Source organism: Pelagimonas phthalicica (genome assembly GCF_004364805.1).
GTDB classification, from domain to species: Bacteria; Pseudomonadota; Alphaproteobacteria; order Rhodobacterales; family Rhodobacteraceae; genus Pelagimonas; species Pelagimonas phthalicica.
Genome location: NZ_SOAP01000002.1, coordinates 583,295 through 598,824, shown reverse-complemented (window position 1 = coordinate 598,824; position 15,530 = coordinate 583,295). Strand labels below are relative to the sequence as shown.

The window sequence follows — 15,530 nt, the reverse complement described above, 5'->3', positions numbered from 1 at the left end:
TTGCACTGCTCGGAGCCGTCGTCGGAGCCATCGTGGTTTGGCTGCAACGAAGCAAGCGCAATGAATCCGGGAAAGGGCGGTAACTCATGGAAAGCATCATCCTATTCGCCCCGCTTGTCGGGTCCCTGATTGCCGGGTTCGGGTGGAAGTTCATCTCCATCCGTGGCGCACAATGGGTCACAACCGGCTTGTTGTTCCTGGCCTGTGCGCTCAGCTGGATCGTCTTTCTGACCCATGGGCCGGAAACTCAGCATATCCAGATCCTGCGCTGGATTGAATCCGGCACGCTCAGCACCGATTGGTCGATCCGGCTGGACCGTCTGACCTCGATCATGCTCATCGTTGTGACCACGGTGTCGGCTCTGGTTCACCTTTATAGCTTTGGCTACATGGCGCATGACGAACAGTTCGGCGGCGAGGGCGAGGAAAGCTATCGCGCCCGCTTCTTTGCTTATCTGAGCTTCTTCACCTTCGCGATGCTTATGCTGGTGACATCGGACAACCTGGTTCAAATGTTCTTTGGCTGGGAAGGTGTGGGCGTTGCCTCTTACTTGCTGATCGGTTTCTACTACAAAAAGCCAAGCGCCAATGCCGCGGCGATCAAGGCCTTTGTGGTCAACCGTGTCGGTGACTTTGGCTTTGCGCTTGGGATCTTTGCGCTGTTCTTCCTGACCAAGGAAATTGATCCCAACGGCAATGGCTCGATCAACTTTGACGACATTTTTGCTGTTGTGCCTTATCTGGCAGAAACACAGATTTCCTTCCTCTGGGGCAGCTGGAATGCGGCCGAGGTTTGCGCGGTTCTGCTCTTTGTCGGTGCCATGGGTAAATCGGCGCAGCTGATCCTGCACACCTGGTTGCCCGACGCGATGGAAGGTCCGACACCTGTGTCCGCCCTGATCCACGCCGCGACCATGGTGACGGCGGGTGTTTTCCTGGTCTGCCGCATGTCGCCGCTGATGGAGTTTGCGCCCAACGCCACCGCGTTCATTACCTTCCTCGGTGCGACAACGGCCTTCTTTGCTGCCACCGTTGGTCTGGTCCAGAATGACATCAAGCGCGTGATCGCTTATTCGACCTGTTCTCAGCTCGGCTACATGTTCGTGGCCGCTGGTGTTGGCGTCTATTCGGTTGCGATGTTCCACCTGTTCACCCACGCCTTCTTTAAGGCGATGCTGTTTCTCGGAGCCGGGTCGGTGATCCATGGCATGCATCACGAACAGGACATGCGCAATTATGGCGGTCTGCGTAAGAAACTGCCGCTGACTTTCTGGGCGATGATGATCGGCACGCTGGCCATCACCGGTGTTGGCATTCCGCTGACCGGCTGGATCGGCTTTGCTGGGTTCGCGTCCAAAGATGCGGTGATCGAAAGCGCCTTTGTCGGCAGCCAGGGCGGTTATGCCTTCTGGATGCTGGTCATTGCCGCGCTGTTCACCAGCTTCTACAGCTGGCGCCTGATGTTCCTGACCTTCTACGGCAAGCCACGCGGTGACAAACACACCCATGAGCACGCCCATGAAAGCCCGAATGTCATGCTGATCCCACTGGGTGTGCTGGCGGTCGGCGCGGTCTTTGCCGGGGCACTCTGGTATGGCTCCTTCTTTGGCAAAACCAACCAGGTTGTGAAGTTCTTTGGCGGCCACTACGAAGAGCCTGCGAAAGAGCTGGCCGAACGTGTTGCCGAAGACAATCCGAAAGCCTCCAAGCTGAAATATGTCATGGCTGGCGAACCGGGCGAGGCGGCGATTTACATCAAGCCTGAAAACACCGTGCTGCATGAGGCGCATTATGTCCCGACCTGGGTCAAGTTGAGCCCGTTCATCGCGATGATCATCGGTTTTGTGACCGCTTACTGGTTCTACATCGTCAACCCGTCGCTGCCGGTCAAACTGGCCGAAACCCAGCGCCCGCTTTACAACTTCCTGCTGAACAAATGGTACTTTGACGAGATCTACGATTTCCTCTTTGTGCAACCTGCCAAATGGCTTGGCCGCTTCCTGTGGAAACAGGGCGACGAGGCTGTGATCAAAGGCGGTTTGAACGGTTTGGCCATGGGCGTTGTGCCTTTCTTCACCAAGCTGGCCGGTAAGGCCCAGTCTGGCTACATCTTCACCTATGCCTTTGCCATGGTGATCGGCATGGCTGTTCTCATCACCTGGATGACGTTCTCCGGAGGAGCGCACTAATGGGTAACTTGCTCTCCATTGTAACCTTCCTGCCGCTGCTGGCGGCGCTGATCATGGCCGTGTTCCTGCGCGGGCAGGGCGAGGCGGTTGACCGCAATGCCAAATGGCTGGCGCTGATTGCGACATCGGTCACCTTCCTGATCTCGCTCTTTATCCTGTTCCAGTTTGACGCGTCCGATACTGGCTTTCAGATGGTCGAGGAACGCGACTGGCTGCTGGGCCTGAAATACAAGATGGGCGTTGACGGGATCTCGGTCCTGTTTGTGATGCTGACCACCTTCATGATGCCACTGGTGATTGCGGCGTCCTGGGATGTCAGCCACCGCGTCAAGGAATACATGATCGCCTTCCTGCTGCTGGAAACGCTGATGCTGGGCGTGTTCATGGCGCTGGATCTGGTGCTGTTCTACCTCTTCTTTGAGGCAGGTCTGATCCCGATGTTCCTGATCATCGGCATTTGGGGCGGCAAAGATCGTATCTATGCCTCCTTCAAGTTCTTCCTCTACACCTTCTTTGGCTCGGTGCTGATGCTGGTGGCGATGGTGGCGATGTATGCAGATGCGGGCACAACGGATATCACCGCGCTGCTCAAGCATAACTTTGCTTCGGAAAGCTTCTCGATCCTCGGCATACAGGTCATTGGTGGTTTGCAGACCATGTTGTTCCTGGCCTTCTTTGCCAGCTTTGCGGTCAAGATGCCGATGTGGCCGGTGCATACCTGGCTGCCCGAAGCCCACGTTCAGGCCCCAACGGCGGGGTCTGTTGTTCTGGCGGCGATCCTGCTGAAAATGGGCGGCTATGGCTTCTTGCGCTTTAGCCTGCCGATGTTCCCGGTTGGCTCCGAAGTCCTGTCGACGCTGGTTTTCACCCTCTCTGTGGTGGCGATCATCTACACCTCTTTGGTGGCGCTGGTGCAGGAAGACATGAAAAAGCTGATCGCTTATTCCTCGGTCGCCCATATGGGCTATGTGACCATGGGGATCTTTGCAGCCAACCAACAGGGTGTGGATGGCGCGATCTTCCAGATGATCAGCCACGGCTTTATCTCTGGTGCACTGTTCCTCTGTGTCGGCGTGATCTATGACCGGATGCATACTCGCGAGATTGACGCCTATGGCGGCCTCGTGAACCGGATGCCGGCCTATGCGCTGATCTTCATGCTCTTCACCATGGCCAATGTTGGCCTGCCGGGTACGTCGGGCTTTATCGGTGAATTCCTGGTTCTGATGGGCATCTTCCAGAGAAACACTTGGGTCGCCGCTGGCGCAACCACAGGTGTGATCCTGTCGGCGGCCTATGCGCTTTGGCTTTATCGTCGCGTGGTCATGGGCCAGCTGATCAAGGAAAGCTTGAAGACCATCACCGACATGACCACCCGCGAAAAGGCGATCTTTGCGCCGCTGGTGGTCATGACCATCTGGATGGGCGTCTATCCGGCTCCGATCCTGGATCGTATCGGCCCGTCGGTGGCGGCGCTGGTTGAACATTATGACACGGCAGTTGCAGCGGCGGATTTTAATGCGCCGGTGAAAACCGCCGAAGCAGACCATCATTAAGGGGGCGGGGGAATGAACTCGGCTGATCTCAATATCATCCTGCCGGAAATCCTGCTTTCGGTATTCGCCATGGGCGCACTGGTTGGCGCGGTCTATACCGGCAAGGACAAGCTCGCCTCGACCCTGACTTGGGCCACGGCAGCGGTGTTCCTGGTGCTGGCGCTGTGGATCGGAACCACCGGTGAGGGCACGAATGTCGCCTTTGGCGGTTTGCTGGTTGTCGACGGCTTTGCCCGCTTTGCCAAAGTGGTGATCCTCGCCTCGGCGGCTTGTGTGCTGCTGATGAGCGAAGGCTATATGAGTCGTCGCGGCATGTTGATCTTTGAATTCCCGATGCTGGTGGCACTGTCGGTTGTCGGCATGATGGTCATGGTGTCTGCAGCGGATCTGATCACGCTCTATATGGGGCTCGAACTGCAGTCGCTGTCGCTTTACGTTGTGGCGTCTCTGCGCCGTGACAGTGTGAAATCCACCGAAGCAGGCATGAAATATTTCGTGCTCGGCGCGCTCAGCTCGGGCCTGCTGCTTTACGGGGCCTCGCTGACCTATGGCTTTGCCGGGACCACCAGCTTTGAGGGTATCATCGCAGCCGCGCAACATGGTCACGTGACCGTGGGCCTGCTGATCGGTCTGGTGCTGCTGATTGCCGGTCTGGCGTTCAAGGTCTCTGCTGTGCCGTTCCACATGTGGACCCCGGACGTTTATGAAGGCTCGCCGACACCGGTCACCGCCTTTTTTGCCACTGCGCCCAAGGTTGCCGCCATGGCGATGTTTGCCCGGGTGATGTTTGACGCCTTTGGTCAGGCGATTGCGGATTGGAGCCAGGTTGTGGCGCTGCTCTCGCTGCTGTCGATGTTCCTCGGTGCGATTGCTGCGATTGGTCAGAAAGACATCAAACGCCTGATGGCCTATTCCTCGATTGCTCATATGGGCTATGCGCTGATGGGTCTGGCCGCGGGCACACATCTGGGTGTGCAGGCGATGCTGATCTATATGGCGATCTATGTGACCATGAATATCGGCACCTTTGCCTTTATCATGTCGATGGAACGTGATGGCCAGCCAGTGACCGACATCAACAGCCTTGGCATGTTGTCGACCCGCGCGCCGGGCAAGGCGCTGGCGATGCTGGTTCTGCTCTTCTCGCTGGCCGGTGTGCCGCCGCTTGTGGGCTTCTTTGGCAAGTTTTATGTGCTGCGCGCTGCCTATGAGGCTGGGCTGGTCTGGCTGGCGGTTGCTGGCGTGATCGCGTCGGTGATCGGGGCCTTCTACTACCTGCGCATCGTGTTCTTTATGTATTTCGGCGAGGAGCAGGAAGAAGGGCTGGAGACCGGCAAATCCGCGATCCTGTCCGGTTTCCTCATGGCCTCGGCTGTGATCATGGTCGCCGGCGTGATCAACCTCTTTGGGGTTGAGAGCATTGCCGCGATGGCCGCCGAGACATTGGTTCAGTGATCTTAAACTGACCTGAAAATCGAGGTGACGCGTCCAATCGGGCGCGTCATTTTGCATGAAGGGGGAGGGGGCGCTGCCCCCGTCTGCACGCAGACTCCCCCGGGATATTTAGAGCCCAAAGAAGCAAAAGGGCAGTCGGTTAGGGAGAGGCGCATGGCTTGGCCGGAGGGATATGGAAAGCGGGTTTTGGCTGAGGTTGACAGCACCAATGCCGAAGCGGCCCGCATTGCGGCGGATCTGAGCGGGCCAGAATGGATCCTTGGACTGACGCAAACTGCTGCCCGTGGGCGGCGCGGCCGGGCTTGGGTGAATCCGCTTGGCAACTTTGCCGGAACGCTTGTCATGCGCCCGAGTGAGACGCCGGATGTTGTGGCGCTGCGCAGCTTTGTGGCCGCCTTGGCCCTGTATGACGCGTTTGAAAAATTGACGGGTACCAGCGCCGGGTTGGCGCTGAAATGGCCCAATGATGTGCTGCTGAATGGTGGCAAGGTGGCCGGTATTCTGCTTGAGGGGATTGGCGGGCCGGGCGGGCATTTGGCCATTGGCATTGGTATCAACCTGATTGCCGCCCCTGAAGTAAGCCAGGTAGAAGCCGGGGCCGTTGCGCCGGTTTCCCTGCTGGCCGAAACCGGAAAAAGGGTCAGCCCGGAGCAGATGCTTGAGGCTTTGGCGCAGGCCTATGCGGAACGCGAGGCCAGCTTTGTCACCTATGGGTTTGCTCCGATCCGCCAGGCCTGGATGGAGCGCGCTGCGCGTTTGGGCGAGGCGGTGACGGCGCGGATGCCCGGACGTGAGGTCACAGGCACCTTTGAGGAGGTGGACGCGCAGGGCAATCTTGTCCTAAAGACCGCCAAGGGCCGCGAGGAGATCGCGGCAGCAGATGTGTTCTTTTGAAAGGCGCAGCGATGCTTTTGACAATTGATTGCGGCAACACCAATACGGTTTTCTCGATCTGGGATGGGGAAAAGTTCCTGTGCACGCTGCGCACCTCGACCCACCATTCCCGCACGGCGGACGCCTATTTCACTTGGTATTCGACATTGGTGAAACATTACGGGCTGGATGTGGACATCACCGATGTGATCATCAGCTCCACCGTGCCGCGGGTGGTGTTCAATCTTCGGGTCTTTGCCGATCGTTTCTTTGACTGTCGTCCATACGTGGTGGGCAAACCGGGCTGTGATCTGCCGATCCTGCCGCGCGTTGACGCCGGGACCGGTGTTGGGCCGGATCGTTTGGCCAATGCGGCCGGGGCCTTTGATCGGCACGGTGGTGATGTGGTTGTGGTCGATTTTGGCACAGCGACCAATTTCGATGTGGTGGCCGAGGATGGTGCCTATGTTGGTGGGGTGATCGCGCCGGGGGTGAACCTGAGCCTTGAGGCCCTGCACCAGGGGGCCGCTGCTTTGCCGCATGTGGACATCACCCAACCTGATAAGGTGATCGGCACCAATACGGTGGGCTGCATTCAATCCGGTGTGTTCTGGGGCTATGTCGGGCTAATCCAGGGCATCATCGCCCGGATCAAAGACGAATATGGCCGCCCGATGAAAGTGGTTGGAACCGGCGGGCTTGCCCCCTTGTTTGCCACGGGCGACATGCTATTTGACACTATCGAAGATGATCTGACCATGCATGGGCTCACTGTCATCTACAATTATAACAAGAACAGGGGCTAAACGCGCATGAGTACCGAGCGGTTGATCTATCTACCTTTGGGCGGTGCCGGTGAAATCGGCATGAATTGCTATGTCTATGGCTATGGCAAACCGGGTGAGGAGCGTTTGATCGTTGTCGATCTGGGCGTGACCTTTCCGGATATGGACAGCACGCCGGGGGTGGATATCATCATGCCCGACATCACCTGGCTCAAGGAAAATCGCAACCGTATTGAAGCGGTGTTTATCACCCATGCGCATGAGGATCACATTGGTGCGGTGGGTCATTTGTTCAACGATCTTGGGGCCAAGATTTATGCGCGCGCGTTTACATCGAACATCGCGCGGCACAAGCTGAATGAATACGGGATTGAGGGCAATGCGGTGCAAACCTGCTCTAAATGGCCCGAAACCGTGCAAGTTGGGCCCTTTACCATCGGGTTCCTGCCGATCTCTCATTCGATCCCAGAAAGCAGCGCGCTGGTGATCGATAGCCCCAAGGGCCGCGTGATCCATACTGGTGATTTCAAACTGGACACCACGCCGCTGGTGGGGGAGCCTTGGGATCCGGAGCTTTGGGCGGAGGTCTCCAAGGATGGGGTCAAGGCGCTGGTGGTGGATTCCACCAATGTGTTTGCCAAACATCCCGGTCGCTCCGAGGCGATTGTGACCCCGGCAGTAGAAAAGCTGGTCGCCGAAGCCGAGAATATGGTTGTGGCGACAACCTTTGCCTCAAACGTGGCGCGAGTGCGGTCCTTGGCCGAAGCGGGTGCCAAGGCTGGTCGCTCGATCTGCCTGTTGGGACGGGCCATGCGTCGGATGATCGAGGCTTCGGTGGAAACCGGTGTGCTCAAGGATTTCCCGCCGGTGATCGGCGCGGAGGATGCGGTGAACATGCCGCGTGACAACGTCATGCTGCTGGTCACCGGGTCGCAGGGCGAACGCCGCGCCGCCAGCGCCCAATTGGCACGGGGCAAGTATAATGGCATCACCCTGAAAGAGGGCGATCTGTTCCTGTTTTCCTCCAAGACCATTCCTGGCAATGAGCGCGGAGTGATCCGCATCATGAACCAGTTCTCCGAGATTGGTGTGGATATTGTTGATGATGGTGATGGCGATTACCACGTGTCCGGCCATGCCAACCGACCCGACCTACAGACCATGCAAGATATTGTAAAACCTCAGATTGTTGTGCCGATGCACGGCGAACATCGCCACCTGCGCGAGCATGTGAAACTGTCCGAGAGCCTGGGTCGCAAGGGTGTCTTGGCTGTGAATGGCATGATGATCGACCTGTCTGGCAATGAGCCCAAGGTCTGTGAATATGTGGAAACCGGGCGCACTTACCTCGACGGGTCGGTCCAGATTGGTGCGCTGGACGGGGTGGTGCGTGATCGTATCCGCATGGCGCTGAACGGGCATGTTCTGGTCACGGTCATTCTCGATGAAGATGACGAAATGTTGGGTGATCCCTGGTGCGAGGTCATGGGGCTGCCGGAACAGGGCCGCAGCCATGCGCCGCTGGTGGATGTGCTTGAGGAAGATCTGTCGCAATTCATTGGCCGCGCGGGTGCCAAGACCTTGACGGATGATGCCAAGCTTGAAGAAGGGTTGCGGCGGGTGACGCGGCAATCGGCGCTGAACGAGATTGGCAAGAAGCCGGAAGTGACGATTGTGGTGTCGCGCCTGTCTTGACGTTAGGGAGAGGGGCGCTGCCCCTCTTGGCGCAAGCGCCAATTCACCCCGGGATATTTGGGGCCTAAAGAAACCATTGGGATTGAGAACAGAAAAACGCCTGCCGATATTTTGGCAGGCGTTTTTTTGTTTTGGATTTTTTTGGTTTAGCTCGCCCGGCGTTCTTCAAAGCTGAGGGCGATGAATTCCGGCAGGTGGTCGCCCATGCCGACAACATTGTGGTCACGCCCACCGCCTGAGCGGCGACCCCGATCCTCGTTGCGGTTGCGGCCACGCGGTTTGCTGTCGCGCTTTTCCTCACCTTTGGGACGCTCCTGCGAACGAGAAGGGCGTTCCTCAGTTGGCTTTTCGGCACGTTTTGGCTTTTCCACCGGTTTTACCGGGTTTTCGATGCGCGGAATTTCCTTTTGGATCAGGGCTTCCACCGCGTCGAAGTACTTTTCATCGCGCGGCACCACGATGGTAAATGCCTTGCCTTCACGACCGGCACGCCCGGTGCGGCCAATCCGATGAACATAGTCTTCGGCATGGCTGGGCACGTCGAAATTGAACACATGACTGACCGAAGGCACATCAAGCCCGCGCGCCGCCACGTCAGAGGCCACGAGAATGCGCAGGGTGCCTTCGCGGAAGGAATCCAACGTGGCCATGCGTTGTTTCTGATCCAGGTCACCATGGATCGCGGCAGCGTTATAGCCGTATTTTTTCAAGGACTTGGCGCAAATATCCACATCAACCTTGCGGTTGCAAAAGATAATGGCGTTTGTGCATTTCTCGCCCTCCGCATCGATCAGGGCGCGCAACACTTTGCGTTTTTCGCTGCCTTCACGATCGCGACGCGAGGCTTTGAAGATCACGGCACCCTGTTCAATGGTCTCCGAGGCGGTGGCCTGGCGGGCGACTTCGATCCGTGCCGGGGCAGAGAGGAAGGTGTTGGTGATCCGCTCGATCTCAGGCGCCATGGTGGCGGAGAAGAACAGGGTCTGACGGGTAAAAGGGGTCAAGCTGAAAATGCGTTCGATATCAGGGATAAAGCCCATATCGAGCATGCGATCTGCCTCGTCGACCACCATGACCTGCACACCGGTCAAAAGCAGTTTGCCGCGCTCGAAATGGTCCAGCAAACGGCCCGGCGTGGCGATCAGCACATCGACGCCTTTGTCGATCAGGGCGTCTTGTTCTTTGAATGACACGCCACCGATCAGCAGGGCCTTGGTCAGTTTGACATGTTTGGAATAGGTGTCGAAATTTTCCGCCACCTGTGCTGCCAATTCGCGGGTCGGGCAAAGCACCAGAGAGCGCGGCATACGCGCCCGGGCACGGCCACGGGCCAGCATGGAAATCATCGGCAGGGTGAAACTGGCGGTTTTGCCGGTGCCAGTCTGTGCGATGCCCAAAACATCTTTGCCCTCAAGGGCAGGGGGAATGGCCCCCGCCTGGATTGGCGTCGGGCTTTCATAGCCCGCCTCATCCACGGCTTTCAAAACTTTAGGGCTCAGGTTCAGGTCACTGAATTTTGTCATACGGGTCCGTATCTGATGCGGACACGATCTTGGCCCGCGCGTCTTGTCTGGGAACAGGCCCTTGCGGCCCGGCGTTCATGTCGCGTCTTTCCCTTGACGCCCCCATAAGCAAGAAACCTGCAAAGGTCAACAAACCGCTGGGATAGGTCAGGCGAGTGTTGCCTTTATTGTCTCCTAAAAACGCGCAAACCGAGGATTTTCCCCGGTTTGTTTCCGATTTTGCCAAAGCGGGCGTTATTCCGTCGCACAGGTCTCAATGATCGTGATGGGTTCGGCATCCGGCGGCAGGACAAATGTATCAATCAAGACCGCGTCTTGGGTCCCGAGATTGGCGGCTGTCATCGGGGTGTTTGCGGGCATGTAATAGCAACTGTCGGCGGGGAACAGGCCGGGGTCATGCCCTTCGACAAAATCGGTTATGCTGCCGGACATGACACAGGTATGGCCGCCATATTCGTGAATATGGATACCAACGCGGGTCCCGGCGCGCCGGGTTCCTTTGGTGACGAGCATACGGTTGCCATCTGGCAGTATGGTGTCCAGCATCACGGTAACATCGACCAACGAGGCGACTTTGCCCGGGGGAACATGGCCGTTGATCTGCGTCACCATGTCGTGCCCGCCATGGTCACAATGCTGGGCAGATGCCGCGTTGGCCAGAACCGCCGCAGCGATCATCAGGGATTTGGAAAACAACTTTTGGCTCATTATTACTCACCTTTTGATTGTGCAATCTTAAGTGGCCTCACTGTCCTTTTTCAGTCAAGTATAAGTTGTTTTTGTTATGTGCTTTTCAGTTGTGGTGGGTCCAAGGAAAATGCTGCTGGACCAAAGCGTCGGTGTTCAGAGTATGTCGTCTTAGTAAGCCTTGCGATTTCAGACGCAGGCACAATTCCATATCGGCCACGCAAACCTCGTCAAAAAACGCCCGCAAGGCCGGTTCTCCACCCTCAGCTTCGATGGTTTGAAACAAGTCATGCAGGTTGAGCGCGCCGGGCTGGCGGGCCTGGGGTTTCAACTCAGATCGATAGGATCCTTTCGACAGGCGAAAACGATAGGCCCGCATGAAATGATCCCAGCTATCGGCATGGAAATGGCCCAACTCTATATCCGAAAGTTCAACCTGACCCGGGTTTTGAAGGCCGTCCCAGGTGATGTTGTGGATTTTGATGTCGAGATGTTTCAGCCCGGTGCGAAAGAACAGTTTGCCCGCGACATGGGACAGAAATCCACCCGATAATTGCGTGCCCCAGATTGGAAAGCAGTATTGCGCGGCGGCCTGACGCTCCTTTTGGTTCAGGTGAAACGCCTTGAACAGGGTTTCGCCCGGCTCATTGGCTTCGCCGGGGGCCAGCGCCTCGACCGGGCGCAGGCGGGCGCATTTGCAGTCCTGTGGCACAGCCGCCAGAATATCGGCGATCGGAGAGCTGGGCAGCAGGAACTCGTCTACGTCGATATGCGCCAGCCAGTCGACCTCGACTCGGCGGTTATTGGCATGACGGGCGTTTTTGCATTGGCGGACCTGATGTTTCGCCGGACGCCCATTGCGCTTTGCCCAATAGGTGTCATCGGTGTGCATCACCTTGATTTTCGGATGTGCAGACAGCGCGGCCAGGGTCTCAGGCGCATCTTCGTCGAGATAGATATAAAGCCGATGCGCGCCAAGCTGCAAATGCCAGGCAGCAAATTTCAGGATCTCGGACAGGGGGGCCTTGATGGTTGAGACGAGGCCCCATTTTACCGCTTCGCTCATGGTAATCTCCCAAAGACGCGTTGGACTGATGCGTCAAAGTCAAAATCATGGCGAATCAACATCTTGCGTGCCGCTAGACGCTGTCGAAGCTCGGGCGTATCGGCGCAAACCTCGTCAAAGAACGCGCGCAGGCCATCGTCTCCGTCCTCGTCTGACAGGAACGTCAACAGCTCTGCCTGACCCAGTTCAGGGCGGTCAGAGCGAGGGCGATAGCTGCCTTTGGTCTGGCGGAAATCCAGATGGGCGCGGAAATGGTCCCAGCTGCGGGCGTGGAAATGCGCCAGATAGAACCCGTCGGGTTTTTCACGATTGGTGGCGTCCTCTCCTTTGTGCTTCAACGTATGGATGCCGAGCCGCGTGTCGGGAATGCCGGTACGGGCAAAGACCTTGCCCGTGGTATGCGACAGGAACCCACCATAAAGGTGCAGGCCAAAGGTGGGATAGATCTCTTGCAGATCGGATTTTTTCACCCCGGCCTGTTTGTGGGTCAGCTTGAAATGCTGCGGCTCGCCAGTGTAATTGGCCAGCGCCTCGGCCGGGGGAATCCGGGCCATAGCGCAGGCCGGCCCGACCGAGGCCAGTTTCTGCGCCACAGGGGCGTCGGTCAGAATGAATTCATCCACATCGATATGGCCAAGCCAGTCCAGATCCCCCTCGACCATGCGCAGGCAGCGTGTGGCGTTAAAGGCCTGGCGCATCTGATGCGCCTCCATCCGCTCCCGCCCCGAGGCCTGCCAATAGGCATCGTCACATAGGGTCATATGGATCTTGGGGTGACGCGACAGATATGCCGCCGTTTCGGCGTCAGGCGCATCCAGATAGATGTGCAGCGCCTGTGCGCCAAGCTCAAGATGATGGGCGGCAAAGCGGGCAATCATGCGCAAAGGGGCCTTGATCGTGCTGACAAGACCCCAACGCAAAGTGTCAGCATCCAGTTGCAACCGATCCACCGGGACCGGGGCGATGTTGGACTTTGCCTTGGCTTTGCTCTTGGTCTGGCGTTCCTTGCGCTGGCGCATGGTGCGCAGGCGACGGAACAGGGTGCGATCATCATGGATCAGCAGATCCAGCAGGTGATGGGCAAGGGGGGCGATGACTGGGTCACTTTCGGCCTCTTGCCAGAGCCGCGCGATCAGGTTCACATCCAGCCCGCCGCCAACGATGGAATAGCTGTCCATCTGCAAAGGCAGCTTTTCCCGGATCTTGCCATCCAGCGCAAACGGCCTGTCCGGCGCATGCCCGGAATAAAGCCGTTCACTTTCATAAAGCTTCATCATGCCAAACAGCGCTGTCATCGACAGGCCCGTCGCGCGCTGCGTCACGTTGGAACCGTGATCACCAAAGGTGGTGATGGCTGATACCAGCCAGCGTTGATCCAGCTCGCGAAGCAATTGCGCGCCATGCTCGGCCCAAAGCCGTTGAAACAGGGCAGGGGCGTGATCTGGCCAGTCCCGCTTGCGCAGATGGGCGATCAGCATTCCGTTGAGATAGGCCAGTTCGGAAAGGCCCTTCAGCTCTTGGCGCAGTTGAAACCGCTTGCGATGAAAGGAGGAGCGAAACGGCCCGGTCTCTTCGGCCATCTCATTAGGATCGGGCACGGTCTGCGTGCTCATCGTCGCCAGATCGACATCCAGCGGCGGCAAGCCTTCGCCGGGCGCATAGTTAAACATATCGCGCCGCCCTTCATATTGGGCCAAAAGCGCGGGCATTCCGCCCTTATAGGTTGGTTCTCTGCTCATTGGCATATCATCACGATTGCAGATGGCAGGAACAAGGCGGGTTCGGCACTTTTCAGGGGAAAGCAGGGTAAAATGTGGCCCCGGGGTCGCGCGCGCAATTCAGGCCCGGATTTCGGGGCTTGGCAAGCGCGCAGCTTTGCGCCAAACCGGCGCAATGGCACAGACATCCTTTACCCTTCACGCCCAAGATGGGCAGGCCCGCACCGGTGTGATTTCAACCCCGCGCGGCGAGATCCGAACCCCCGCTTTCATGCCCGTCGGCACTGCCGCCACGGTCAAAGGCATGATGCCCGAAAGCGTGCGCGAAACCGGCGCGGATATCTTGCTGGGCAATACCTATCACCTGATGCTGCGCCCCGGGGCTGAACGGATTGACCGCCTGGGCGGCTTGCACAAATTCATGAATTGGGAACGCCCGATCCTGACCGATAGCGGCGGGTTTCAGGTGATGAGCCTGTCAGATCTGCGCAAGCTGACCGAAGAGGGCGTGACATTCAAATCCCATATTGACGGCTCCAAACACCATCTGACGCCGGAACGCTCGATGGAGATCCAGAAGCTGTTGGGATCTGACATTGTGATGGCTTTTGACGAATGCCCGGCTCTGCCTGCCGATCGCAAACGCATTGCCGACAGCATGCGTCTTTCGATGCGATGGGCGCAACGCTCGCGCGATTCCTTTGGGGATCGTCCCGGCCATATGTTGTTCGGGATCATGCAGGGTGGGCTTGAACAAGATCTGCGCGAAGAAAGCGCTACGGCTCTGATTGATATTGGCTTTGATGGTTATGCCGTTGGCGGCCTCGCGGTGGGCGAAGGGCAGGAGGCGATGTTTGGCTGCCTCGATTATGCGCCTGGTTTCCTGCCCGAGGACAAGCCGCGCTATTTGATGGGTGTTGGCAAACCCGATGACATTGTCGGTGCCGTGAAACGCGGCATCGATATGATGGATTGTGTGCTGCCATCGCGTTCGGGGCGTACCGGCCAAGCCTGGACGCGCCGCGGACAGATCAATATCAAGAATGCACGCCACGCCGAAGATCCGCGCCCGCTGGACGAAAACTGCACCTGCCCAGCCTGCCGCAATTACAGCCGCGCCTATCTGCATCATGTGTTCAAAAGCAACGAAATGATCGCCGGTATGCTGCTGACCTGGCACAATCTGCATTACTTCCAGCAGATCATGCAGGAAATGCGCGATGCCATCGCCGCAGGGACATTTGATGCATGGGAGGCCGAATTTCATGCTCAAAGGGCCCAGGGCGATATCGAGCCGCTGTGAGCACTAGGAGAGTTAAGATGCGTTTTATCCCCATTCTTGTCGCGCTGGTCTTGCCTGCATCTACCCTTGCCGAAGGGTTCTGTGATGTCACGGACAAGCAGGACGTTCTGACGCGCCTCGCGGGGGAGTGGCAGCGCGAGGGGACGATGGTGATCGACAATGCGGTGACGGAGATCGTGAAGCCCTCGTCAGACTATCTGGTTACCTTGAGCGCTGACGGCACCGGCACCAGCGATTTTGTCGACAACCTCTTGGGCGCGGCCCAGGACCTGACGCTTGCTGATCCGCGCCCCTATGATGTGGACAGGGTGGATGATGTGCTGGACAGCACCGACCGGTTTGATCTGGCTGATATCCTGTCTGACACAAAATGCGGCCCGGAAAACCTGCCGCAATTGGTGATGGATTTGCCTGAAACCAAAGGCATGAGCGCGACCGGCACCATCACCTATATCGCCTATTTTGACGACCGCATTCTGGAACTGTCTGAATTGACGCTAAAAAGTGATGAGACGGTTTTATTCCTGACGGAAACCGCGCTTTTGACGCGGGCGGACAGCGCCGCGAAAGCCAAAGAAGAGTAAGCGAATTCGCTCCAATCCGCGGCAAAACCCCACTTGCGCCTCGGCGGGCAGAGGTTCATTCTACCCCTCAAAGGTGGCGCATTGGGGGAGTCGCCA

The 15,530-nt window shown here is 57.8% G+C and carries 12 protein-coding genes; 8 read left to right on the top strand and 4 right to left on the bottom strand.

The window, feature by feature from the left end; all coding sequences use genetic code 11:
* Positions 1-86 precede the first annotated feature (86 nt).
* From nuoL to CLV87_RS12955, 6 genes are all read left to right on the top strand, one after another.
* Positions 87-2,189 (top strand): NADH-quinone oxidoreductase subunit L, encoded by a 2,103-nt coding sequence (gene nuoL / locus CLV87_RS12980; RefSeq protein ID WP_099245937.1) that lies wholly within the window; start codon positions 87-89, stop codon positions 2,187-2,189.
* Positions 2,189-3,745, top strand: coding sequence for an NADH-quinone oxidoreductase subunit M (locus CLV87_RS12975; protein WP_099245935.1), 1,557 nt, complete (start codon positions 2,189-2,191; stop codon positions 3,743-3,745). Before nuoL ends, CLV87_RS12975 begins: the two co-directional genes overlap by 1 nt.
* Positions 3,746-3,757: 12 nt before the next feature.
* Entirely contained in the window at positions 3,758-5,200 is a 1,443-nt protein-coding gene (nuoN, locus tag CLV87_RS12970; protein WP_099245933.1) for an NADH-quinone oxidoreductase subunit NuoN, read from the top strand.
* Between the two features lie 153 nt (positions 5,201-5,353).
* Positions 5,354-6,094, top strand: coding sequence for a biotin--[acetyl-CoA-carboxylase] ligase (locus tag CLV87_RS12965; RefSeq protein WP_099245931.1), 741 nt, complete (start codon positions 5,354-5,356; stop codon positions 6,092-6,094).
* 11 nt (positions 6,095-6,105) lie between these two features.
* Complete coding sequence (locus CLV87_RS12960; protein WP_099245929.1) at positions 6,106-6,879, top strand: type III pantothenate kinase; 774 nt, start codon at positions 6,106-6,108, stop codon at positions 6,877-6,879.
* A 6-nt stretch (positions 6,880-6,885) separates the two neighbouring features.
* On the top strand, positions 6,886-8,553 hold the full coding sequence (locus CLV87_RS12955; protein WP_099245927.1) for a ribonuclease J: 1,668 nt from the start codon (positions 6,886-6,888) through the stop codon (positions 8,551-8,553).
* A gap of 146 nt (positions 8,554-8,699) precedes the next feature.
* Here the strand turns inward: CLV87_RS12955 and CLV87_RS12950 are convergent, their stop codons facing one another.
* The 4 genes from CLV87_RS12950 to CLV87_RS12935 form a co-directional block, all read right to left on the bottom strand.
* Positions 8,700-10,076, bottom strand: coding sequence for a DEAD/DEAH box helicase (locus CLV87_RS12950; RefSeq protein WP_099245925.1), 1,377 nt, complete (start codon positions 10,074-10,076; stop codon positions 8,700-8,702).
* Between the two features lie 234 nt (positions 10,077-10,310).
* On the bottom strand, positions 10,311-10,784 hold the full coding sequence (locus CLV87_RS12945) for a cupin domain-containing protein (protein WP_099245923.1): 474 nt from the start codon (positions 10,782-10,784) through the stop codon (positions 10,311-10,313).
* Positions 10,785-10,869: 85 nt separating this feature from the next.
* On the bottom strand, positions 10,870-11,829 hold the full coding sequence (locus tag CLV87_RS12940; RefSeq protein ID WP_099245921.1) for a glycosyltransferase family 2 protein: 960 nt from the start codon (positions 11,827-11,829) through the stop codon (positions 10,870-10,872).
* On the bottom strand, positions 11,826-13,568 hold the full coding sequence (locus CLV87_RS12935; protein ID WP_235871923.1) for a glycosyltransferase family 2 protein: 1,743 nt from the start codon (positions 13,566-13,568) through the stop codon (positions 11,826-11,828). Before CLV87_RS12935 ends, CLV87_RS12940 begins: the two co-directional genes overlap by 4 nt.
* 154 nt (positions 13,569-13,722) lie before the next feature.
* Between CLV87_RS12935 and tgt the strand changes: the two genes are divergently transcribed.
* Together tgt and CLV87_RS12925 are read left to right on the top strand one after the other, a co-directional pair.
* Complete coding sequence (gene tgt / locus CLV87_RS12930; protein WP_099245917.1) at positions 13,723-14,850, top strand: tRNA guanosine(34) transglycosylase Tgt; 1,128 nt, start codon at positions 13,723-13,725, stop codon at positions 14,848-14,850.
* A gap of 17 nt (positions 14,851-14,867) precedes the next feature.
* Positions 14,868-15,434: a hypothetical protein gene (locus tag CLV87_RS12925; RefSeq protein ID WP_099245915.1), complete on the top strand. Its 567-nt coding sequence runs from the start codon at positions 14,868-14,870 to the stop codon at positions 15,432-15,434.
* Positions 15,435-15,530: the final 96 nt, after the last annotated feature.